18 protein-coding genes are annotated in these 20,198 nt (G+C 63.2%); 13 read left to right on the forward strand and 5 right to left on the reverse strand.

Translation table 11 applies throughout. The annotated features are described in order from the left end of the window. Nucleotides 1–3: 3 nt before the first annotated feature. A complete protein-coding gene (locus E7681_RS03375; RefSeq protein WP_136337840.1) occupies nucleotides 4–858 on the reverse strand; it encodes a peptidylprolyl isomerase in 855 nt (284 codons plus the stop codon). A 176-nt stretch (nucleotides 859–1,034) separates the two neighbouring features. On the opposite strand from E7681_RS03375, the gene secA reads away from it, so the two are divergent. The 3 genes from secA (at nucleotide 1,035) to E7681_RS03390 (ending at nucleotide 6,435) form a co-directional block, all read left to right on the forward strand. Next, entirely contained in the window at nucleotides 1,035–3,722 is a 2,688-nt protein-coding gene (gene secA, locus E7681_RS03380) for a preprotein translocase subunit SecA (RefSeq protein WP_136337841.1), read from the forward strand. A 115-nt stretch (nucleotides 3,723–3,837) separates the two neighbouring features. Further along, entirely contained in the window at nucleotides 3,838–4,842 is a 1,005-nt protein-coding gene (locus E7681_RS03385) for a hypothetical protein (RefSeq protein WP_136337842.1), read from the forward strand. 24 nt (nucleotides 4,843–4,866) lie between these two features. Next, nucleotides 4,867–6,435, forward strand: coding sequence for a substrate-binding domain-containing protein (locus E7681_RS03390; protein WP_136337843.1), 1,569 nt, complete (start codon nucleotides 4,867–4,869; stop codon nucleotides 6,433–6,435). Here E7681_RS03390 and radC read toward each other — a convergent pair. From radC to dnaK, 3 genes are all read right to left on the reverse strand, one after another. Then, nucleotides 6,427–7,158: a RadC family protein gene (gene radC / locus E7681_RS03395; RefSeq protein WP_246032393.1), complete on the reverse strand. Its 732-nt coding sequence runs from the start codon at nucleotides 7,156–7,158 to the stop codon at nucleotides 6,427–6,429. The genes E7681_RS03390 and radC overlap by 9 nt on opposite strands. 78 nt (nucleotides 7,159–7,236) lie before the next feature. Further along, nucleotides 7,237–8,382: a molecular chaperone DnaJ gene (dnaJ, locus tag E7681_RS03400; protein ID WP_136337845.1), complete on the reverse strand. Its 1,146-nt coding sequence runs from the start codon at nucleotides 8,380–8,382 to the stop codon at nucleotides 7,237–7,239. Between the two features lie 72 nt (nucleotides 8,383–8,454). Continuing rightward, on the reverse strand, nucleotides 8,455–10,371 hold the full coding sequence (gene dnaK, locus E7681_RS03405; RefSeq protein ID WP_136337846.1) for a molecular chaperone DnaK: 1,917 nt from the start codon (nucleotides 10,369–10,371) through the stop codon (nucleotides 8,455–8,457). 198 nt (nucleotides 10,372–10,569) lie between these two features. Between dnaK and E7681_RS03410 the strand changes: the two genes are divergently transcribed. Continuing rightward, the gene (locus E7681_RS03410) at nucleotides 10,570–11,172 is read left to right on the forward strand and encodes an alpha-ketoglutarate-dependent dioxygenase AlkB family protein (protein ID WP_136337847.1); all 603 of its coding nucleotides are present in this window, start codon (nucleotides 10,570–10,572) and stop codon (nucleotides 11,170–11,172) included. On the opposite strand, the gene E7681_RS03415 is transcribed toward E7681_RS03410, so the two are convergent. After that, nucleotides 11,169–11,990, reverse strand: coding sequence for an ABC transporter permease (locus E7681_RS03415; RefSeq protein WP_136337848.1), 822 nt, complete (start codon nucleotides 11,988–11,990; stop codon nucleotides 11,169–11,171). The two genes, E7681_RS03410 and E7681_RS03415, sit on opposite strands and share 4 nt — an antisense overlap. A 136-nt stretch (nucleotides 11,991–12,126) precedes the next feature. Here E7681_RS03415 and cysQ point away from each other — a divergent pair, with 136 nt between their 5' ends. The 9 genes from cysQ (at nucleotide 12,127) to E7681_RS03460 (ending at nucleotide 20,195) form a co-directional block, all read left to right on the forward strand. Then, nucleotides 12,127–12,924: a 3'(2'),5'-bisphosphate nucleotidase CysQ gene (gene cysQ / locus E7681_RS03420; protein WP_136337849.1), complete on the forward strand. Its 798-nt coding sequence runs from the start codon at nucleotides 12,127–12,129 to the stop codon at nucleotides 12,922–12,924. A gap of 25 nt (nucleotides 12,925–12,949) precedes the next feature. Continuing rightward, nucleotides 12,950–14,212, forward strand: coding sequence for a glycosyltransferase family 2 protein (locus tag E7681_RS03425; RefSeq protein WP_136337850.1), 1,263 nt, complete (start codon nucleotides 12,950–12,952; stop codon nucleotides 14,210–14,212). A 152-nt stretch (nucleotides 14,213–14,364) separates the two neighbouring features. Continuing rightward, complete coding sequence (gene galU, locus E7681_RS03430; RefSeq protein WP_136337851.1) at nucleotides 14,365–15,258, forward strand: UTP--glucose-1-phosphate uridylyltransferase GalU; 894 nt, start codon at nucleotides 14,365–14,367, stop codon at nucleotides 15,256–15,258. Nucleotides 15,259–15,267: 9 nt separating this feature from the next. Next, on the forward strand, nucleotides 15,268–16,251 hold the full coding sequence (gene galE / locus E7681_RS03435; protein WP_136337852.1) for a UDP-glucose 4-epimerase GalE: 984 nt from the start codon (nucleotides 15,268–15,270) through the stop codon (nucleotides 16,249–16,251). 96 nt (nucleotides 16,252–16,347) lie between these two features. Further along, on the forward strand, nucleotides 16,348–16,914 hold the full coding sequence (rfbC, locus tag E7681_RS03440) for a dTDP-4-dehydrorhamnose 3,5-epimerase (RefSeq protein ID WP_136337853.1): 567 nt from the start codon (nucleotides 16,348–16,350) through the stop codon (nucleotides 16,912–16,914). Continuing rightward, entirely contained in the window at nucleotides 16,911–17,951 is a 1,041-nt protein-coding gene (gene rfbB / locus E7681_RS03445; RefSeq protein ID WP_136337854.1) for a dTDP-glucose 4,6-dehydratase, read from the forward strand. The genes rfbC and rfbB overlap by 4 nt, the downstream gene beginning before the upstream one ends. Continuing rightward, a complete protein-coding gene (gene rfbD, locus E7681_RS03450; RefSeq protein ID WP_136337855.1) occupies nucleotides 17,948–18,793 on the forward strand; it encodes a dTDP-4-dehydrorhamnose reductase in 846 nt (281 codons plus the stop codon). The genes rfbB and rfbD overlap by 4 nt, the downstream gene beginning before the upstream one ends. Beyond that, the gene (gene rfbA / locus E7681_RS03455; RefSeq protein WP_136337856.1) at nucleotides 18,790–19,659 is read left to right on the forward strand and encodes a glucose-1-phosphate thymidylyltransferase RfbA; all 870 of its coding nucleotides are present in this window, start codon (nucleotides 18,790–18,792) and stop codon (nucleotides 19,657–19,659) included. The genes rfbD and rfbA overlap by 4 nt, the downstream gene beginning before the upstream one ends. After that, the gene (locus E7681_RS03460) at nucleotides 19,659–20,195 is read left to right on the forward strand and encodes an NUDIX hydrolase (protein WP_136337857.1); all 537 of its coding nucleotides are present in this window, start codon (nucleotides 19,659–19,661) and stop codon (nucleotides 20,193–20,195) included. Before rfbA ends, E7681_RS03460 begins: the two co-directional genes overlap by 1 nt. Nucleotides 20,196–20,198 lie beyond the last annotated feature (3 nt).

Here is a 20,198-nt window from a genome sequence, read left to right on the forward strand (position 1 = left end):
GGATCATTCCTCCAGCAGGATGTTGATTTGCTTGATCAGCGCGGGGTCGATCTTTTCCGAGCCCGCCTTGTCGATGGATGCGTTGGCGGTCAGGTCCGCGATCTTGGCGTCGATGGCCTGACGTTCGATCTCAGCTTCGATTTCGGGACGGGCTTCGTCAAGGGTCGGTGCGGCCTTGGCGCGTTTGTCGTTCAGTTTGATGACATGCCAGCCGAACTGGGTTTTGACCGGCTCGGAGATTGCGCCAACGTCCAGCGCGGCGACGGCGTCCTCGAACGGCTTGACCATCTGGCCGGGGCCGAACCAGCCCAGTTCGCCGCCATTCGGACCGGACGGGCCGGTGGATTTTTCCTTGGCGACGGTGGCGAAATCCTCGCCTGCCTTCAGGCGCTCGATGATGGCCTTGGCGTCTTCCTCGGTCTCGACCAGAATGTGCGAGGCGTTGAATTCCTGCTCGTTGGTGCCAGCGGCGTATTTCGCCTCGAACATGGCTTTCACGGCGTCTTCGGTCACGGCGGCGTCTGCGACACCTTGCAGCACTTCGCCGGCCTTCAGCGCGCGGCGTTCGTTATCCACCGACAGACGAACAAGGCGCGAATCCGCCTCGGGGCCGGCCTGCATCAGCACGGTCTGTTGGATGATCTGGTCCAGAATGCCCTGAAACAGCATCTCGGCGGGCAGGGTCTGGTATTGCTGGGGCAGGTTCTGCTGAACCAGCATCATGTGGCCCAGCGTGATTTCAGTGCCATTCACCGTCGCCACGACGGTATCCGGATTGGGGGTCTCATCTGCGAACGAGGGCAGGGCCAGACACAGGGCCAGGGCCGCTCCCGACAGAAAAGTGAGACGTTTTGACATTAGTTTTGTCCTTTGATTGCGGCACTCGGGGCGCCAACGTTGACACTGCACCACCCGGCCCTTACATCGCCTTGAGGCTTTTGAATGCTGGGTTTCCATGACGTTTTAGGCGCTGTGGTTTCAGCGGGCAAGCAGATGCCGCGCACGATGATGTCAACGACCGGATCGGAAAAGATATGTTGGGTTTGGGAACTCTCACCAAAAAGGTGTTCGGAACGCCGAACGACCGCAAGGTCAAGGCGACGCGCCCGCTGGTGGAAAAAATCAACGCCTTGGAGCCCGAGTTCGAAAAGCTGTCCGACGAGGGTCTGATCGCCAAAACCGAAGAGTTCAAGACCCGCCTTGCGGAGGGTGAAAGCCTGGACGCGCTGCTGCCCGAAGCCTTCGCCAACTGCCGCGAGGCCGCCAAGCGCGCGCTGGGTCTGCGGGCCTTTGACACGCAGCTGATGGGCGGGATCTTCCTGCATCAGGGCAATATCTCGGAAATGAAGACGGGCGAGGGCAAAACCCTGGTCGCCACCTTCCCGGCCTATCTGAACGCGCTGACCGGCAAGGGTGTGCACATCGTCACCGTGAACGACTACCTGGCCCGCCGCGACGCCGAGTGGATGAGCAAGGTCTACGGTGCCCTGGGCATGACGACCGGCGTCGTCTACCCGCAGCAGCCCGAGCCCGAGAAGAAAGACGCTTATCGTTGCGACGTGACCTATGCCACCAACAACGAGCTGGGCTTTGACTACCTTCGCGACAACATGAAGATGGAGCTGGCCGACATGAACCAGCGCGGCCACCACTTCGCGATCGTGGACGAGGTCGACTCGATCCTGATCGACGAGGCACGGACGCCGCTGATCATCTCGGGGCCGTCGCAGGACCGTTCGGACCTGTACATCGCGATGGACAAGCTGATCCCCGAACTGACCGAGGAGCATTACAGCCTCGACGAAAAGACCCGCAACGTGAACTACACCGACGCGGGCAACGAATTCCTGGAACAGCGCCTGCAAGAAATGGGCGTGCTGCCCGAAGGCCAGAGCCTGTACGACCCGGAAAGCACTACCATCGTGCACCACGTCAACCAGGGCCTGCGCGCGCACAAGCTGTTCACCCGCGACAAGGACTATATCGTCCGTGACGGCCAGATCGTGCTGATCGACGAATTCACCGGCCGCATGATGGCGGGCCGCCGCCTGTCGGACGGTCTGCACCAGGCGATCGAAGCCAAGGAAGGCTGCCAGATCCAGCCCGAGAACGTGACGCTGGCGCAGGTGACCTTCCAGAACTACTTCCGCCTGTACGACAAGCTGGCCGGCATGACCGGCACCGCCGCCACCGAGGCGGATGAATTCGCGGAAATCTACAAGTTGGGCGTGGTCGAGGTTCCGACCAACCGCCCCGTCGCCCGTATCGACGAGGACGATGCCGTCTATCGCACCGCGCGCGAAAAGTACGAGGCGATCGTCAAGACCATCGAAGAGGCAAACGCCAAGGGTCAGCCGATCTTGGTCGGCACCACCTCGATCGAGAAGTCGGAATTCCTCAGCCAGTTGCTGACCCAGGCCGGGGTGACGCACAACGTCCTGAACGCCCGCCAGCACGAGCAGGAGGCCCAGATCGTGGCCGATGCCGGCAAGCTGGGCGCCGTGACCATCGCCACCAACATGGCTGGCCGCGGGACGGACATCAAACTGGGCGGCAACGTCGAATTCAAGGTGATGGAGGCCATCGCCGCGAATCCCGAAACTCACCCCGACGAAATCCGCGCGCAGATCGAAGAGCAGCACAAAGCCGACGAAGACGCGGTGAAAGCCGCCGGTGGCCTGTTCGTTCTGGCAACCGAACGTCACGAATCCCGCCGCATCGACAACCAGCTGCGCGGCCGCTCGGGCCGTCAGGGCGACCCGGGGCGCTCGTCGTTCTTCCTGTCGCTCGAAGACGACCTGATGCGCATCTTTGGCTCGGAAAAGCTGGAGAAAGTGCTGTCTACCCTCGGCATGAAAGAGGGCGAGGCCATCGTCCACCCCTGGGTGAACAAGTCGCTGGAACGCGCGCAGGGCAAGGTCGAAGGGCGCAACTTCGACATCCGTAAGCACCTGCTGAAGTTCGACGACGTGATGAACGAACAGCGCAAGGTGATCTTCAAGCAGCGCCTTGAGATCATGGAAGCGGACGATCTGTCGGAAATCATCGGTGACATGCGTCACGAGGTGATCGGCGATCTGGTCGACGAATTCATGCCGCCCAAGACCTATGCCGACCAGTGGAACGTTCAGGGCCTGTACGCCGCGCTTCTGGAAAAGCTGAACCTGGATAGCAAGGTCATCGACTGGGCCGCCGAAGAAGGCGTCGACCCCGAAGAGATCATCGAGCGTATCGCGGACGCCGCGGACGAGCAGATGGTCGCCAAGACCGAAGCCTTCGGCGATGAAACCATGCGCATGATCGAAAAGCAGATCCTGCTGCAGACGATCGACTCCAAGTGGCGCGAACACCTGCTGACGCTGGAGCATCTGCGCTCGGTCGTGGGTTTCCGTGGCTATGCGCAGCGTGATCCGCTGAACGAGTACAAAAACGAAGCCTTCCAGCTGTTCGAGAACATGCTGAACTCGCTGCGCGAAGACGTCAGCCAGAAGCTGGGCCAGATCCGTCCGCTGACGGAAGAGGAACAGCGCACGATGATGGCCCAGATGGCTGCTCAGCAGGGTGTTCCCGTGCAGGCGTCGGACGACGAAGAACCTGCCGGCGACCCGGTCCCGGGGTTCGACGAAAACAACCCCGACACTTGGGGCAACCCCGGCCGGAACGAGGCCTGCCCCTGCGGGTCTGGCAAGAAGTTCAAGCACTGCCACGGCCGTCTGGCCTGAACGCAATTCGGCGAAATCGGGCCTGAAATGGCCCGATTCACTCCCTTAGTGCGCCACAAGCACGCCATTTTTGATTGACACATTCCCTTCAACCTGAGTTGGGTTGGAGGCAGAAATGAACACGAAAAGAGCATCCAGCATCGCGTTGATGGTCGGCACCGTCGGCATCGCGCTTGGCTCGGGCTATTTCATGGAGCACAGCGCCCCCACGGTGTCGCCCAATGTCAAAGCCGCGCCGATTGTCGTGGCCGAGCTGCCGCAACAGCAGGCGCCCCAGGTGGCCGCGCTGGACAAGGTCGAGCTGACCGCCTCGCCGCTGCCCGAAATGCCTGTGGACATTTTCCAGCAGCTGAACATGCCGGAACGCCAGCCGATCCCCGTCGCCGTGACCGAACGCGAAATCATCGTTCCGCAGACCATGCCTGCCCAAAAGGGCTTTTCCTGCGAGATCACCATGGCGGCCGACGCGACCATCGCGGCGCTTGTGAATATTGAACTGCATGCCCCCTGCATGGCGAACACCCGCGTGACGCTGCATCATAATGGCCTGATGATCTCGGAAATGACCGACGATCAGGGCGAGCTTTTCGTGACCATCCCCGCCTTGACCGAGGCCGCCGTGTTCATGGCTGACTTGGGCGGCGGCAAGACCGCCAGCACGACCACCTCGGTGCCGTCGCTGCGGTTCTTTGATCGTGCTTTGGTGCAATGGAAGGGCAACGCGGGTCTGCGCCTGCACGCGATGGAATTCGGCGCGGGCTTCGACGACGAAGGCCACGTCTGGGAAGAGCACGCAGGCTCTCTGGAAAAAACCGTGCACGGCCAGGGTGGATTCCTGACCCAGATGGGCGACCCCACGCTGCCCGAAAGCCTGCAGGCGCAGGTCTACACCTATCCGTCGGGCACCTCGGCCCGGACCGGCGACATCCTGCTCGAGATCGAAGCCGAAGTGACCAAGGCCAACTGCGGCCGTCAGGTCAACGCGCAATCCCTGCAAGTGTCCGAGGCAGGCAAGCCGCGCGTGCAGGATCTGGAACTGTCCATGCCGAATTGTGATGCCGTCGGTGACTTTCTGGTGTTGAAAAACGTGCTGGAAGACCTGAAAGTCGCTTCCAAGTGATTTGACGGATCAGGATTGATTTTCATGCAACCGGCCCGTGCGGTGATCTTCGCCGCACTTTTTCTTTTGGGGTTTTCGACGGTCGCCCGTGCGCAGGACGTGACGCTTGTCTCGCCCGACGGCAAGGTCGAGATCAGCGGCAATCTGCTGGGGTTTGATGGCGAATACTACCGCGTCGACACGGTTTACGGAGAGTTGACGGTCGATGGCTCTGGCGTGAATTGCGAGGGGCCGGCCTGCCCCAATCTGGAAGATTACGTTGCCGAACTGGGCATCTCGGGCGAGGCGTCCGTGGGCAATGTCCTGCTGCCCGCCCTGATCGAGGCGTTTGCGCAGCGCGCCGGTCTGACGCTGAAACGCCAGACGGTCTCGGACACGATGACGGCGTTCAATCTGACCGACCGCGCCACCGGCAAACTGCTGGGCATTTTCACCGTCCGCGCGACAAATACCGAAGAAGGCTTTGCCGACCTGCTGGCCAACGAGGCCGATATCGTCATGTCCATGCGCGAAGTGCGCGAAAACGAAACCAGCCTCGCGAAAGAGGCCGGTCTGGGTGACCTGACCGGGATCGGTCGCAGCCGGGTTCTGGCGCTGGATGCCTTCGTGCCCATCGTGGCGCCCGGAAACCCGCTGGCCAGCATCACGACGGCGCAGCTGTCCAAGGTGTTTGCCGGTCGGATCACCAACTGGTCCGAGCTGGGCGGCCCCGACGCGCCGATCACCGTCCACATGCGTGATGGTCAGTCCGGCATGCGTCAGGCGGCGGTTGACCGTCTGCTTGCCCCGATCGGGGCGGTGCCGGTTGCCGGTGCCAAAAGCCACCGCACCAACCGGGATTTGGCCGAGGCCGTCGCGGCGGACCCCTTCGGCATCGGACTGGCGGGCGAGTCCGAAACCCGCGAGGCGCGCGCCGTCCCTCTGAGCGGCAGTTGCGGTTTCAGCCTGCGGGCCGAGCGGAAGACGGTGAAAACCGAGGATTACCCCCTGACCGCGCCCATTTTCCTGTATCTGCCCGCGCGGCGCCTGCCGAAACTGGGGCGTGATTTCCTGACCTTTACCCGCAGCACGCCAGCGCAGCTGGTGGTCCGGCGGGCGGGGTATACCGATCAGGCCCCGGAATTGTTGGGGGTCGACCAGCAGGGCAACCGCTTCGTCAACGCCATCGCGCGCGCCGGGGACGAGATCACGCTGGACGACCTGCAGCGCATGGTTTCGGTCCTCATGCCGATGAAACGCCTGACCACGACCTTCCGGTTTGAGGCAGGCTCGGCCCGGCTGGATGCCCAATCCCGTTCCAACGTCGAGCAGTTGGCGCAGGCGGTGGAGGCCGGGCAATACGACACCCAACGGTTGCTGTTCGTGGGCTTCAGCGACGGTGAGGGGCCGGCGAGCGCCAATCAGGCCATCGCATTGCGCCGCGCCGAGGCCGTTCGCGAAGCGGTGATGGTCGCGGCGGAAACGGCGAATTTCGATCAGCTCAAACTGGACGTTGACGCGTTCGGAGAGGCAATGCCGATGGCCTGCGACGACAGCGCCTGGGGTCGTCAGGTTAACCGCCGGGTCGAGGTCTGGGTTCAGCCGCTACAGTAACCCCTCCGCCCGGAAACTCAGCTCGCGCGAGCGACCGATGATCAGGTGGTCGTGCAGCGTAATTCCCATGGTTTGACAGGCGTTGTGGATCTGGTTGGTCATGTCGATATCCGACTCGGACGGTGTCGGGTCGCCCGACGGATGGTTGTGCACCAGGATCAGCGCCGAAGCGTTCAGCTCCAGCACCCGTTTGATCACCTCGCGCGGGTAGACCGGGACGTGATCGACGGTGCCGCGCGCCTGTTCCTCGTCCGCGATCAGGATGTTCTTGCGGTCCAGGAACAGAATGCGGAACTGCTCTGTCTCACGATGCGCCATCGAGGTGTGGCAATAGTCCAGCAGCGCGTCCCAGCTAGAGATCACCTGCTTGCGCAGCACCCGCGCGCGCGCCAGCCGGTGGGCGGCGGCCTCGATGATTTTCAGTTCGCAAATCACGGCCTCACCGACGCCTGAAACCTCCTCCAGCCGGGGTACAGGTGCCGAAACCACCCCGTTGAAATCCCCGAATCGGTCCAGCAGAGACCGCGCCAGCGGCTTCACGTCCTGGCGCGGAATGGCACGGAATAGCACCAGTTCCAGCAGTTCGTAATCCGGCAATGCGCCCGCGCCGCCCGTCATGAACCGTTCGCGCAGACGTTTGCGGTGATCGCGGATGTAGGACGGCTGTTTCCCGGCCTTTTCCACGACCGCTTCATCAGGGTCGAAGGAAAACAGCGAAGGCATTTCCTGAAAAGAAGAGCGGAGCCGTGACATGTGCCAAGGCTCCGCCGATTCGCTTACAGAATGGTTAACGGTTTCCCGTCAGCTCTTCATGCTGTCCCAGAAACCACGCACTTTCTTGAAGAAAGAGGAGCTTTCGGGGTTGTTTTCGTCGCTCAGCTTTTCGAACTCGCGCAGCAATTCCTTCTGGCGCGAGCTGAGGTTGACCGGGGTTTCCACGGCCAGCTCGATGAACATGTCGCCGACACCGCCGCCGCGCAGGGCAGGCATCCCCTTGCTGCGCAGGCGCATCTGGCGACCCGATTGGCTGCCCGAGGGGATTTTCACGCGCGAGCGGCCGCCGTCGATGGTGGGCACCTCGATGTCGCCGCCCAGCGCGGCCGTGGTCATGCTGACGGGCACGCGGCAGAACAGGTTGGTTTCCTCGCGCTCGAACAGTTCGTGCCGGGTCACCTCGATAAAGATGTACAGATCGCCCGAGGGTCCGCCACGCATCCCGGCCTCGCCTTCGCCGGTCAGGCGGATGCGGGTGCCGGTTTCGACGCCGGCGGGGATGTTCACGCTCAGCGCGCGATCCTTGTGGATACGGCCGTGGCCGTTACAGGCGCGGCACGGGTTCTTGACGATTTGGCCAGCCCCGGCGCAGGTCGGACAGGTGCGTTCAACGGTGAAAAAGCCCTGCTGTGCGCGCACCTTGCCCATACCCGAGCAGGTGGGGCAGGTGGTCGGCTCGGACCCGCCCTCGGCGCCGGTGCCGCTGCATTCGCCGCACGCGACCGAGGTCGGCACGTTGATGGTTTTCTGCGCGCCGGTGAACGCCTCTTCCAGCGTCACGCGCAGGTTATAGCGCAGGTCCGCCCCGCGCGAGGCGCGCTGACGGCCACCGCCACGTTGGCCCATGAAATCGCCGAACAGGTCGTCGAACACGTCCGAGAAGGCGCTGGAGAAATCGCCCTGGCCGCCGCGGAAACCGCCGCCGGGATGACCGCCGCCCATGCCGCCTTCGAATGCTGCATGACCGAAGCGGTCATAGGCGGCTTTCTTGTCGGCGTCTTTCAGGCAGTCGTAGGCTTCGTTGACTTCCTTGAACTGGTTTTCAGCTTCAGGGTTGTCGGCGTTCCGGTCGGGGTGCAGCTCTTTGGCCTTCTTGCGATAGGCCTTCTTGATCTCGTCGGCAGAGGCACCCTTGGAAACGCCAAGCACATCGTAATAGTCACGTTTGGACATTGGGTATTCCCCTTTCAGGAACGATTGGGGCCGGTCCGGTCAGGACCGGCCCCCAGAGGTTCCGACGGACGCTTACTTGCGCTTGTCTTCGCCAAGGTCCTCGAAGTCGGCGTCGACGATGTCATCGTCGTCACGGCGCGCATCGGCTGCTGCCGGTTCGTCCGCGTCGCCTTCTTGGCTGGCCTTGTAGATCGCTTCGCCCAGTTTCATGGCCGCTTCGGTCACGTTCTGGATGCCCGACTTGATCTTGTCAGCCTTGACGTTGTCCTTGTCCAGATCGTCCTTCAGGGCCGCGATGGCCAGCTCGATCGCTTCGACGGTGGTCGGGTCGACCTTGTCACCGTGTTCTTCGATCGACTTCTCGGTCGAGTGGATCAGGCTTTCGGCCTGGTTGCGGGCTTCGATCAGCTCGCGGCGCGCCTTGTCCGACTCGGCGTTGTCCTCGGCGTCCTTGACCATCTTTTCGATGTCTTCGTCCGACAGACCGCCCGAGGCCTGGATCGTGATGTTCTGGGTCTTGCCGGTGCCCTTGTCCTTGGCGCCGACCGAGACGATGCCGTTGGCGTCGATGTCAAAGGTCACTTCGATCTGGGGCATACCGCGCGGTGCCGGCGGGATGTCTTCCAGGTTGAACTGGCCCAGGATCTTGTTGTCGGCGGCCATTTCACGCTCGCCTTGGAACACGCGGATGGTCACGGCCGACTGGTTGTCCTCGGCGGTCGAGAAGACCTGCGATTTCTTGGTCGGGATCGTGGTGTTGCGGTCGATCAGGCGGGTGAACACGCCACCCAGCGTTTCGATGCCCAGCGACAGCGGGGTCACGTCCAGCAGGACCACGTCCTTGACGTCGCCTTGCAGAACACCGGCCTGAATGGCAGCGCCCATGGCGACCACTTCGTCTGGGTTCACGCCTTTGTGGGGCTCTTTGCCGAAGAACTTGGTGACCTCTTCGATGACTTTCGGCATCCGGGTCATACCGCCGACCAGAACGACCTCGTCAATGTCCGAGGTGGTCAAGCCAGCATCCTTCAGCGCGGCCTGGCAGGGCTTCAGCGAGGCCTTGATCAGGTCGCCAACCAGCGATTCCAGCTTGGCGCGGGTCAGTTTCATGACCATGTGCAGCGGTGCGCCCGATTTCGGGTCCATCGCGATGAACGGCTGGTTGATCTCGGTCTGTTGCGACGAGGACAGCTCGATCTTGGCCTTTTCAGCGGCTTCCTTCAGACGCTGCAGGGCCATCTTGTCCTTGGTCAGGTCGGCGCCATGCTCTTTCTTGAACTCGTCCGCCAGGTAGTTGACGATCCGCATGTCGAAATCTTCGCCACCCAGGAAGGTGTCGCCGTTGGTCGATTTGACCTCGAACAGGCCGTCGTCGATTTCCAGGATGGTCACGTCGAAGGTACCGCCACCAAGGTCATAAACCGCGATGGTGTGGGTGTCTTCCTTGTCCAGACCATAGGCCAGTGCGGCTGCGGTCGGTTCGTTGATGATACGCAGAACTTCCAGACCGGCGATCTTGCCGGCGTCCTTGGTGGCCTGACGCTGGGCGTCGTTGAAATAGGCCGGAACGGTGATGACGGCCTGCTTGACCTCTTCACCCAGGTACGATTCCGCGGTTTCTTTCATCTTGCCCAGGATGAAGGCCGAGATTTGCGCCGGGCTGTATTTCTCGCCCTTGGCTTCGACCCATGCATCGCCGTTGCCGCCATCGACGACAGCAAAGGGCAGGTTTTTCTTGTCTTTCGCCAGGTGCGCGTCATCCGCACGGCGGCCGATCAGGCGCTTCACGCCGAAAATGGTGTTCGAGGCGTTGGTGACGGCCTGACGCTTGGCGGCCTGGCCGACAAGGCGCTCGTCATCCGTGAACGCGACGATCGAGGGGGTGGTACGCGCACCCTCGGAGTTTTCGATAACTTTGGGCTGAGCACCATCCATGATGGCGACGCAGCTGTTGGTGGTTCCCAGGTCAATACCAATGACTTTGGCCATGTCTTCGATCCCTTCTTACTCAAGGCGATTGCACGAGGCGTGGACCCGTTTTGGCATCCGGCCCCGATCCTGTTTAGCGGTGTTCCGGGTTGGGTTCACCGCGCTTCCCGGCGTATATAAGGAGGGGTTTTGAACCCTGCAAGCGTTGCCACGCAGCGGATTTTAGGAATCCGGGGATTTTGCACCAAGAGGGACGGGATGGAACGGCTACATCTCAGAGGGTTCCAGATATTGCGCGGCGCGCTGGATCGCCCCGCACAAGAGGCGCTGGTCGAGGATTTGCGAGGGGTGATCCGCGCCGCGCCGCTGTTTTCCCCGCTGACGCCCTATGGCAAGCCGATGACGGTGCGGATGACCTCGGCCGGACGGTATGGCTGGTACGCCGACCGGCGCGGCTATCGGTATGAACGCAAGCACCCCTCGGGCGTGGACTGGCCGCAGATCCCCGAGGCGATCCTGAACTTGTGGCGGCAGCAGGTCAGTGATCAGCGCGACCCGGATTGCTGTCTGATCAACTTCTACGGCGAGGGCGCCCGGATGGGCATGCATCAGGACCGGGACGAGGCTGATTTCTCGTGGCCCGTTCTGTCGATCTCATTGGGGGACGACGGGCAGTTCCGCATCGGCAACGCCACACGCGGCGGCACGACCGAGAGCATCTGGCTGGCGTCCGGCGATGTCGTGGTGATGGGCGGTCAGGCGCGGCTGACCTATCACGGGGTGGATCGGATCCGCTTCGGCTCCTCCAGCCTGTTGCCCAATGGCGGACGGATCAACCTGACCTGCCGGGTGGTGGATTAGCGTCGCGCGCTCCAACTGACCGAGGAATGACGGCGCGTATAGAACTCGCCCATCAGCCCGATCATCAGGAACACCAGCCCGAAATACAGCGGATACGTGGCCGAGGTGTTGCGCGGCACATAGTCCAGAAACACGTCCCCGCGCGCTTGGTCGATGCAGTGAAACAGCGGGTTCCAGCTGAACAGGTGCAGCATGAACGGCGGCAGCGAGTTGGCGACGAACATCTTACCCGAGGCGATCATGTTCGCCCGCTGATACACCATCGTGATGATCCGCACCGGGGTGGGGAACCACGGCTTGGCCGCCAGCAGGACCATGCCGATGCTAAGGCCGGAAAACCACGCCAGCATCAGCATCCCGAACGCGCCGGCGGGGTCGTGAATGGTGAACTGGTTGAAGCCCACGTAGTAGACGAACAGGATAACGAACAGCGACAGGACCTGGATGTACAGCGCACTCAGTGCGGCCGAGGCGATGGCGATGAACGTCGTCATCGGCGCGTGCAACATCATCGGAGAGGTCGGCCCCTCGGACCCGACAACGGCGCCCAGCGTCTTAATCTGGGTCATGTACAGGAACACGCCCGACATCAGGTACAGCAGGAAATCCCCGCGAATGGCCGTCTTCCGCAGTCCCAGAACCGAGAACATGATGTAGAAGGCCATCACGAAAATGATGACCTGCAGCATGTTCATGAACAGCGACATGAACGCGTTGCCATGCGTCTTGCGGATCGAGCGGGCGATGGAATGGTAAATCAGCTCGGCAATCGTGAATGCCGAGGTCAGAGCCGATGTTCGCCTTTTTAGTTGGAACATGTCCGTGCCGATCTGCCGTTTTGAGGATTTTTCGCACGGAATTCTTGCCGTTCCGTTATCGGTTCACCATAAGGGGAACGACGCCGATAATCAACAAAACCTGCGATTGCGCAGTCCCCATATTAGGACGAAGACCTTGGATTACGATAAACTTTCCGTTGTCATGCGCCGTCTGGCGCTCGAGGCTGGCGACAAGATCATGGAGATCTACAACGCCGACGATTTCGAAGTGAAAACCAAATCCGACGCCAGCCCCGTGACCGAGGCTGACGAGGCTGCCGACGCCCTGATTTCGGCCGGGCTGCGCGCCGAATTCCCCGATGTCCTGCTGGTGACCGAGGAGCAGGCCGCCTCGCACAGCCAGCGCGCCGACACCTTCCTGATCGTTGACCCGCTGGATGGAACCAAGGAGTTCGTCCACCGCCGCGGCGACTTCACCGTCAACATCGCCTATGTCGAGAACGGCGTGCCGACCCGTGGCGTCGTCTATGCCCCGGCCAAGGAACGTATGTTCTTCACCCTCGGCGATGGCACCGCCGTCGAAGAGGCTGGCCCCTTCGCCAAGACCTCGGTGGGCGAGCTGACCCCGATCAACGTGTCGGACGCCGATAACGCGGCGCTGCTGGTCGTCGCCTCGAAATCGCACCGCGATCAGGCGACTGATGATTACATCAACAAATACGCGGTGGCGGATTCCAAAAGCGCGGGCTCGTCGCTGAAATTCTGCCTGGTTGCGACCGGCGAGGCCGACATCTACCCCCGCGTTGGCCGCACGATGGAGTGGGACACCGCCGCAGGCCACGCCGTGCTGCATGGCGCAGGTGGCAAGGTGGTGCGTTTTGACGACCACTCGCCGCTGGTCTACGGCAAGGAAGGCTATGCGAACCCGTTCTTCATCGCCTATTCTCCGAGTGTGGAACTGAAAAAGGCCTGAGCCGGACCCCCGGCCAGGGGCGGCGATGCAGCAACTTCCCGTCAGCGTGGTCGTAGTCAGCCGGGGACGGCCCGACAGCCTGCGCCTGTGCCTGACCGGGCTGGCGCGGCTGCACTACCGCAACTTTGAGATCATCGTCGTGGCCGATCCCTCGGGGATCGACGCGGCGCGCGCGCTTCCGTTTTCGTACGATTTTCGGCTGATTTCGTACGATGAGCCGAACATCTCGGCCGCCCGCAACATCGGCATCTCGGCCGCCGCCGGAGAGGTGGTGGCCTTCATCGACGATGACGCGGTGCCAGAGCCGACCTGGCTGAACCACCTGATCGCCCCGTTCGACGATCCCGATGTTGCGGCTGCGGGTGGATTTGTGATCGGGCGCAACGGGATTTCCTGGCAATGGACCGCCCGCAGTGTTGGACCTGACGGAGAGGCGACGCCCCTGACGGTCGATCCCGTGCGCCCTACCATCCTGACCCCACCGCCGGGCCATGCGATCAAGACCGAAGGCACCAACATGGCCGTGCGCCGCTGGGTGCTGAAAAAGCTTGGCGGGTTTGACGAGGGTTTTCGGTTTTATCTGGACGAGACCGACCTGAACATGCGCCTCGCCCGCGGGGGGTACGCAACGGCGATCGTTCCCTTGGCCGTCGTTCACCATGCCTACGCGGCGGGCCCTCGACGCGCCGCCAATCGCGCGGTGAAGGATCTGAGCGACATTGGCCGCAGCTCGGCCGTGTTCTGGCGCAAGCATCTGCCACATGCGGCTCGCGCCGCGGCCGAGGCGGCGCTGATCTCTGCGCAACGTCGCCGGGTGTTACAGCAAATGCGCGACGGACTGCTAGAGCCGCGCGACGTCCGCAACGCCCTGCGCAGCCTGCGCGCGGGGCTGGAGGACGGGCGCACGACGCCGCTGATCCCCTCGGCCCAGATCGCGCGCCGGCAAGATGGGTTTCGGCGCTTCCCCTCGCTGGCGACCCGTCCGCCGGTCAATCTGGTGGGCGGCCCCTTTGGCAGCGCCGCGCTACAGGCACAGGCGGCGGAACTGGCGCAACAGGGTCATACGGTGACGCTCTACCTGTTGTCGGCCACCGCTTTGTATCACCACGTGCGATTCCAGCCCGAAGGCTACTGGCTGCAAACCGGGGGCATTTTTGGCCGCAGCTTGCGTGACGGGGCAGTGTTCCAACTTTCGACTCGGAAAAAGCGGTCGGAGAAAGAGCGCTTGAGAGTGGCCAGAGTTCGGGAAAGCCACCTAAATTCCGAGCGAGGCGGCGCAAAAGGCTGAGTCCCTATCCGGTTCTCTGTGAGTTGGCGCAAACGGCTGAATTCCTATCCGGCTTGGTTACGCATTGCTGCTTTTTCCACGTAAGAAAAAGCCTGCAATTGTTTTATCAAAAGGCTGACCCGAACAGCTGCATATTCAGCGAGAGGAATGACATGAAACGCAAGGTTACCAAGGCGATTTTTCCGGTTGCCGGTCTGGGCACTCGCTTTTTGCCCGCGACGAAATCGGTTCCGAAAGAGATCATGACGCTGGTTGACCGCCCGCTGATCCAATACGCGATCGACGAGGCGCGAGCGGCCGGGATCGAAGAGTTCATCTTTGTCACCTCGCGCGGGAAATCCGCGCTCGAGGATTACTTTGACCACTCGCCGACGCTGCAGGCCGAGCTGGAGCGCAAAGGCAAGGACAAGCTGCTGAAAGTGCTGGAAACCACCAACATGGACTCGGGCGAGATCGCCTATGTCCGCCAGCACAAGGCCCTGGGCCTAGGCCACGCGGTCTGGTGCGCGCGCCGTCTGATCCATGATGAGCCGTTCGCCGTGATCCTGCCCGACGACGTGATCGCGGCGGAAAAACCCTGCCTGCAGCAGATGGTCGAGGCGTATCAGGAAACCGGCGGCTCCATGGTCGCCGCGATGGAGGTCCCGCCCGAGAAGGTCTCGGCCTATGGCGTGCTGGACGTGGATCAGGACATGGGCTCGGTCGTGTCGGTCAAGGGCATGGTCGAGAAACCCGCCCCCGGCACCGAGCCATCGAACCTGGCGGTGATCGGCCGCTACATCCTGTCGCCCAACGTGCTGACAAACCTGGACAATCAGGAAACCGGCGCGGGCGGAGAGATCCAGCTGACCGACGCGATCGCCCGGGAAATCACCCAGGGGCACGGCGTCTACGGCCTGCGGTTCCGCGGCGAACGCTTCGATTGCGGCTCCAAGGCGGGCTTTTTGCAGGCCACCGTCGCCTTCGGCCTGACCCGCGACGACCTGCGCGACGAGCTGATGGACTACCTCCAAGCCGTCACCCAGACCTCCAAAGCCGCGCAGTAAGGACGACCGATGACCAACGTACTGGTAACCGGCGGCGCCGGATATATCGGGTCGCATGCCTGCAAGGCCCTGAAAGCGGCCGGGTTCACCCCCGTGACCTTTGACAACCTGTGCACCGGCTGGGAAGACGCGGTGAAATTCGGCCCGTTCGAGAAGGGCGACCTCTTGGATCGCCCCCGCCTGGACGAGGTGTTCGCCAAGTACCAGCCCGTCGCGGTGATGCATTTCGCAGCGCTGTCCCAGGTCGGCGAAAGCATGTCGAACCCGGGCAAGTACTGGCTGAACAACACCTGCGGCTCGCTGAACCTGATCGAGGCGGCCTGCGCGGCGGGCTGTCTGAACTTCGTCTTCTCCTCGACCTGCGCCACCTATGGCGAACAGGACAACGTGGTGCTGAACGAGGACAGCGTGCAGCTGCCGATCAACGCCTATGGTGCCTCCAAGCGCGCGATCGAGGACATGCTGCGCGACTTCGACGCCAGCCACGGGCTGAAATCGGTGATCTTCCGCTATTTCAACGTGGCAGGCGGCGATGACGAGGCCGAGATCGGCGAATTCCACCGCCCCGAGACGCACCTGATCCCGCTGATCCTGGACGCCATCGACGGCAAGCGCGCCGCGCTGACGATCTTTGGCACCGATTACGACACGCCCGATGGCACCTGCATCCGCGATTACGTCCATGTCTGCGATCTGGTCGACGCCCATGTGCTGGGTGTGAACTGGCTGCGGGCAGACAAAGGCAGCCGGGTGTTCAACCTTGGCACCGGCTCGGGCTTTTCCGTGCGCGAGGTGATGGACGCCGCCGCACAGGTCACCGGCCGCACCGTCCCCTTCAACGAGGGGCCGCGCCGCGCGGGCGATTGCACCAAACTGGTCTCGGGCTCGACCCGCGCCGAAGAGGAACTGGGCTGGACGCCCGGCCGCTCGACGCTGGACCGGATGATCGCCGATGCCTGGCGTTGGCACCAAAGCGGGCATTACGAAAAATAACCGCAGTCACAGGCCCGCCCCCCGGCGGGCCTTTTCATGCCAAGATTGTCGGTTACGCCCCGATCCACTAAGCCTTTGATCAAAAGGAGAGGGATCATGCAGATCGAACACACCGCCCTGCCCGGCGTATTGATCCTGACGCCGCAGCGGTTCGGCGATCATCGCGGGTTCTTCAGCGAAAGCTGGAACCGTCAGCGCATGGCCGATCACGGGCTGGCGATCGACTTCGTGCAGGATAACCACTCGCTGTCCGCCACCGAGGGCACGGTGCGCGGCCTGCATTTCCAGACGCCCCCCCATGCGCAGACCAAACTGGTGCGCTGCGGACGCGGAGCGCTGTTCGACGTGGCCGTGGACATCCGGCGCGGCAGCCCGACCTATGGCCGCTGGGTCGGCGTGGACCTGACTGCCGAGAACGGCCGCCAATTGCTGATCCCAGCCGGGTTCGCGCATGGCTTTGTCACCCGCGCGCCGGACACCGAGATCGTCTATAAATGCGATGACTATTACGCCCCCGACTGCGACCGGGCGATCCGCTTCGACGACCCCGAGATCGGCATCGACTGGGGCCTGACCACAGCCCCGGTTCTGTCGGCCAAGGATGAGGCCGCCCCCTGGCTGGCCGATCTGGACACCCCCTTCACGTGGGAGGGCGCGCAATGACCCTGCTGATTACCGGCGGCGCGGGCTTCATCGGGTCTGCCGTGGTGCGTCAGGCCGTGGCGCGCGGGCAGCGCGTGGTGAACGTGGACGCGCTGACCTATGCCGCCTGCCTGGAGAACGTGGCCAGCGTGGCCGACAACCCGCTCTACGCCTTTGAGCACGCCGATATCCGCGACGCCGAGGCGATGGCGCGGATTTTCGCAGCGCACCAGCCTACGGCGGTGATGCATCTGGCGGCGGAATCGCATGTGGACCGCTCGATCGACGGGCCGGGTGCGTTCATTGAGACCAACGTCAACGGCACCTACACCCTGCTGCAAGCCGCCCGCGCCCATTGGGAAGGGCTGGGAAGGCCCGCCGACTTCCGCTTTCACCATATCTCGACCGACGAGGTGTTCGGCACCCTGGGCGACACCGGCCAGTTCACCGAGGACACGCCCTACGCGCCGAACAGTCCCTATTCCGCCTCCAAAGCGGCCAGCGACCACCTGGTGCGCGCCTGGCACGAAACCTACGGCCTGCCGGTGGTGCTGACCAATTGCTCGAATAATTACGGGCCGTACCATTTCCCCGAGAAACTGATCCCCGTGGTGATCCTGAACGCGCTGGCGGGCAAGCCGATCCCCGTCTACGGCCAAGGCCTGAACGTGCGCGACTGGCTCTATGTCGAGGATCACGCCGATGCCCTGCTGACCGTCCTGTTTCGCGGCGAAAACGGGCGCAGCTACAATATCGGCGGCGAGAACGAGGCCCGCAACATCGACCTGGTGACGATGATCTGCGCCATTCTGGACCGGCTCAGACCCTCGGATCGACCCTATGCCAGCCTGATCACCTATGTTCAGGATCGCCCCGGCCACGACCTGCGCTATGCCATCGACCCCACCCGCATCCGCACCGAACTGGGCTGGCGCCCCTCCGTGACGCTGGAACAGGGGCTGGAGAAAACCGTGGAATGGTATCTGGCGAACGAGGATTGGTGGCGCCCGCTGCAAGCCCGTGCGGGCGTGGGGCAGCGTCTGGGGACGGGCAAATGAGGCTGCTGGTTTTCGGCCAGACCGGGCAGGTGGCCCATGCGCTGCAAGCCCTGCCGCAGGACATCACCGCGCTGCCGCGCTCGGCCGCCGATCTGACCGACCCCGCCGCCTGCGCCGCGATCATCCGCGAGGCGCAGGCCGACGCGGTGATCAACGCCGCCGCCTATACGGCCGTGGACCGTGCCGAGAGCGAGGAAGACCTTGCCACCCTGATCAACGGCACCACCCCCGGCGCAATGGCCCAGGCCTGCGCGGATCGGGGCCTGCCGTTCCTGCATATCTCGACCGATTACGTCTTTGACGGCGCGGGTCAGACCCCGTGGAAACCGGGCGATCCGGTTGGCCCGATCAACGCCTATGGCCGCTCGAAACTGGCGGGGGAACGCGCGATTGCGCAAGCCGGCGGGCACTGGGCGATTTTGCGGACCTCGTGGGTGTTCTCGGCGCACGGGGCGAATTTCGTGAAAACCATGCTGCGCCTGTCGGAAACCCGCGACGCGCTGAGCGTCGTGGCCGACCAGATCGGCGGACCCAGCCCCGCCACCGGCATCGCGCAGGCGCTGGTCACGATGGCGCAGGCGATGGCAGACGGGCAGGGGGGCGGCACCTATCATTACGCGGGCCTGCCCTATACCAGCTGGGCATGTTTCGCGCGCGAAACATTTGCGCTGGCGGGCCGCACCGTGCAGGTGACGGACATCCCCGCCGCGGACTATCCCACTCCGGCGCGGCGGCCGTTGAACTCGCGGCTGGACTGCAGCGCGACGCGGGCGGATTTCGGAATCGAAGCGCCGGATTGGCAGGCCGCTCTGGCCGATGTTGTACGAAAGGTATGCGCATGAAACGCAAGGGTATCATTCTGGCTGGCGGGTCTGGCACGCGGCTCTATCCCATCACGATTGGCGTCTCAAAGCAGCTGCTGCCGATCTATGACAAGCCGATGATCTACTACCCGCTGTCGGTGCTGATGCTGGCCGGTATCCGCGACATCGCCGTCATCACCACCCCGCAGGATCAGGAACAGTTCATCCGCACCCTGGGCGATGGCAGCCAATGGGGCCTGAGCCTGACCTATATCGTCCAGCCCAGCCCGGACGGTCTGGCGCAGGCCTATCTGCTGGCCGAGGATTTCCTGGACGGCGCCCCCAGCGCGATGGTCCTGGGCGACAACATCTTCTTTGGCCACGGCCTGCCCGAGCGGCTGGCGGCAGCGGATGCACAAGGGCAGGGGGGCACGGTGTTCGGCTATCGCGTCGCCGACCCCGAACGCTACGGCGTGGTGGATTTCGCCCCCGATGGCACTGTCCGCCACATCATCGAGAAGCCGGAAAAAGCGCCCTCGCCCTATGCGGTCACCGGGCTCTATTTCCTGGACGGCACCGCGCCCGAGCGCGCCCGTGTCATCACCCCGTCCGCACGCGGAGAGCTGGAGATCGTCACCCTGCTGGAAAGCTATCTGGCCGACGGTCAGCTGACCCTGCAGCAGATGGGGCGCGGCTATGCCTGGCTGGACACCGGCACCCATGCCAGCCTGCTGGATGCGGGCAACTTCGTGCGGACGCTCTCGGAACGTCAGGGCCAGCAGGTCGGCTGCCCCGAGGAAATCGCCTTTGCCAAGGGTTGGATCAGCCGCGACCAGCTGCGCGCCCGGGCCGAGAAGTTCGGCAAGAACGGCTATGGTGCCTACCTGATTAGGCTGCTGGACTGATGGCCTGGAAGGTTCTGAAAGACGAAACCGTGTTCGAGCACGCGCCCTTTCTGCGCGTCCGCAAGGAACAGGTCGAGGTCCGCCCCGGCCAGATCATCGACGATTTCTACAAGATCGACCTGCGCCCCTTTGCGCTGATCATCCCGTTTCTGGAGAACGGCAAGGTGCTGGTCATCCGCCAGTACAAGCACGGCCCGGGTGCCGAGATGCTGGGCTTTCCGGCGGGCTATGTCGATCCGGGGGAACCGGCCGATCTGACCGCTTCGCGCGAGCTGATGGAGGAAACGGGGCTGCAGGCCGAGCGTCTGATCCCGATGGGCGCTTACGTGGACAACGGCAACCAGACCGGCAGCACGGGGCATTATTTTGCGGCGCTGAATTGCCGCCGCGTGGCCGAGCCCGCGCCCGGCGATCTGGAGGAGTTCGCCTACGAAGAGCTGACTCCCGACCAGATCGACGCCGCGATGAAGGCCGGGCAGTTCAGCGTGATCCACCATGTCGCCGCCTGGGGGCTGTGGCTGATGCACAGGCCGTAAATG

It is taken from the genome of Thalassobius vesicularis, assembly GCF_004799325.1.
Lineage (GTDB): Bacteria > Pseudomonadota > Alphaproteobacteria > Rhodobacterales > Rhodobacteraceae > Thalassobius > Thalassobius vesicularis.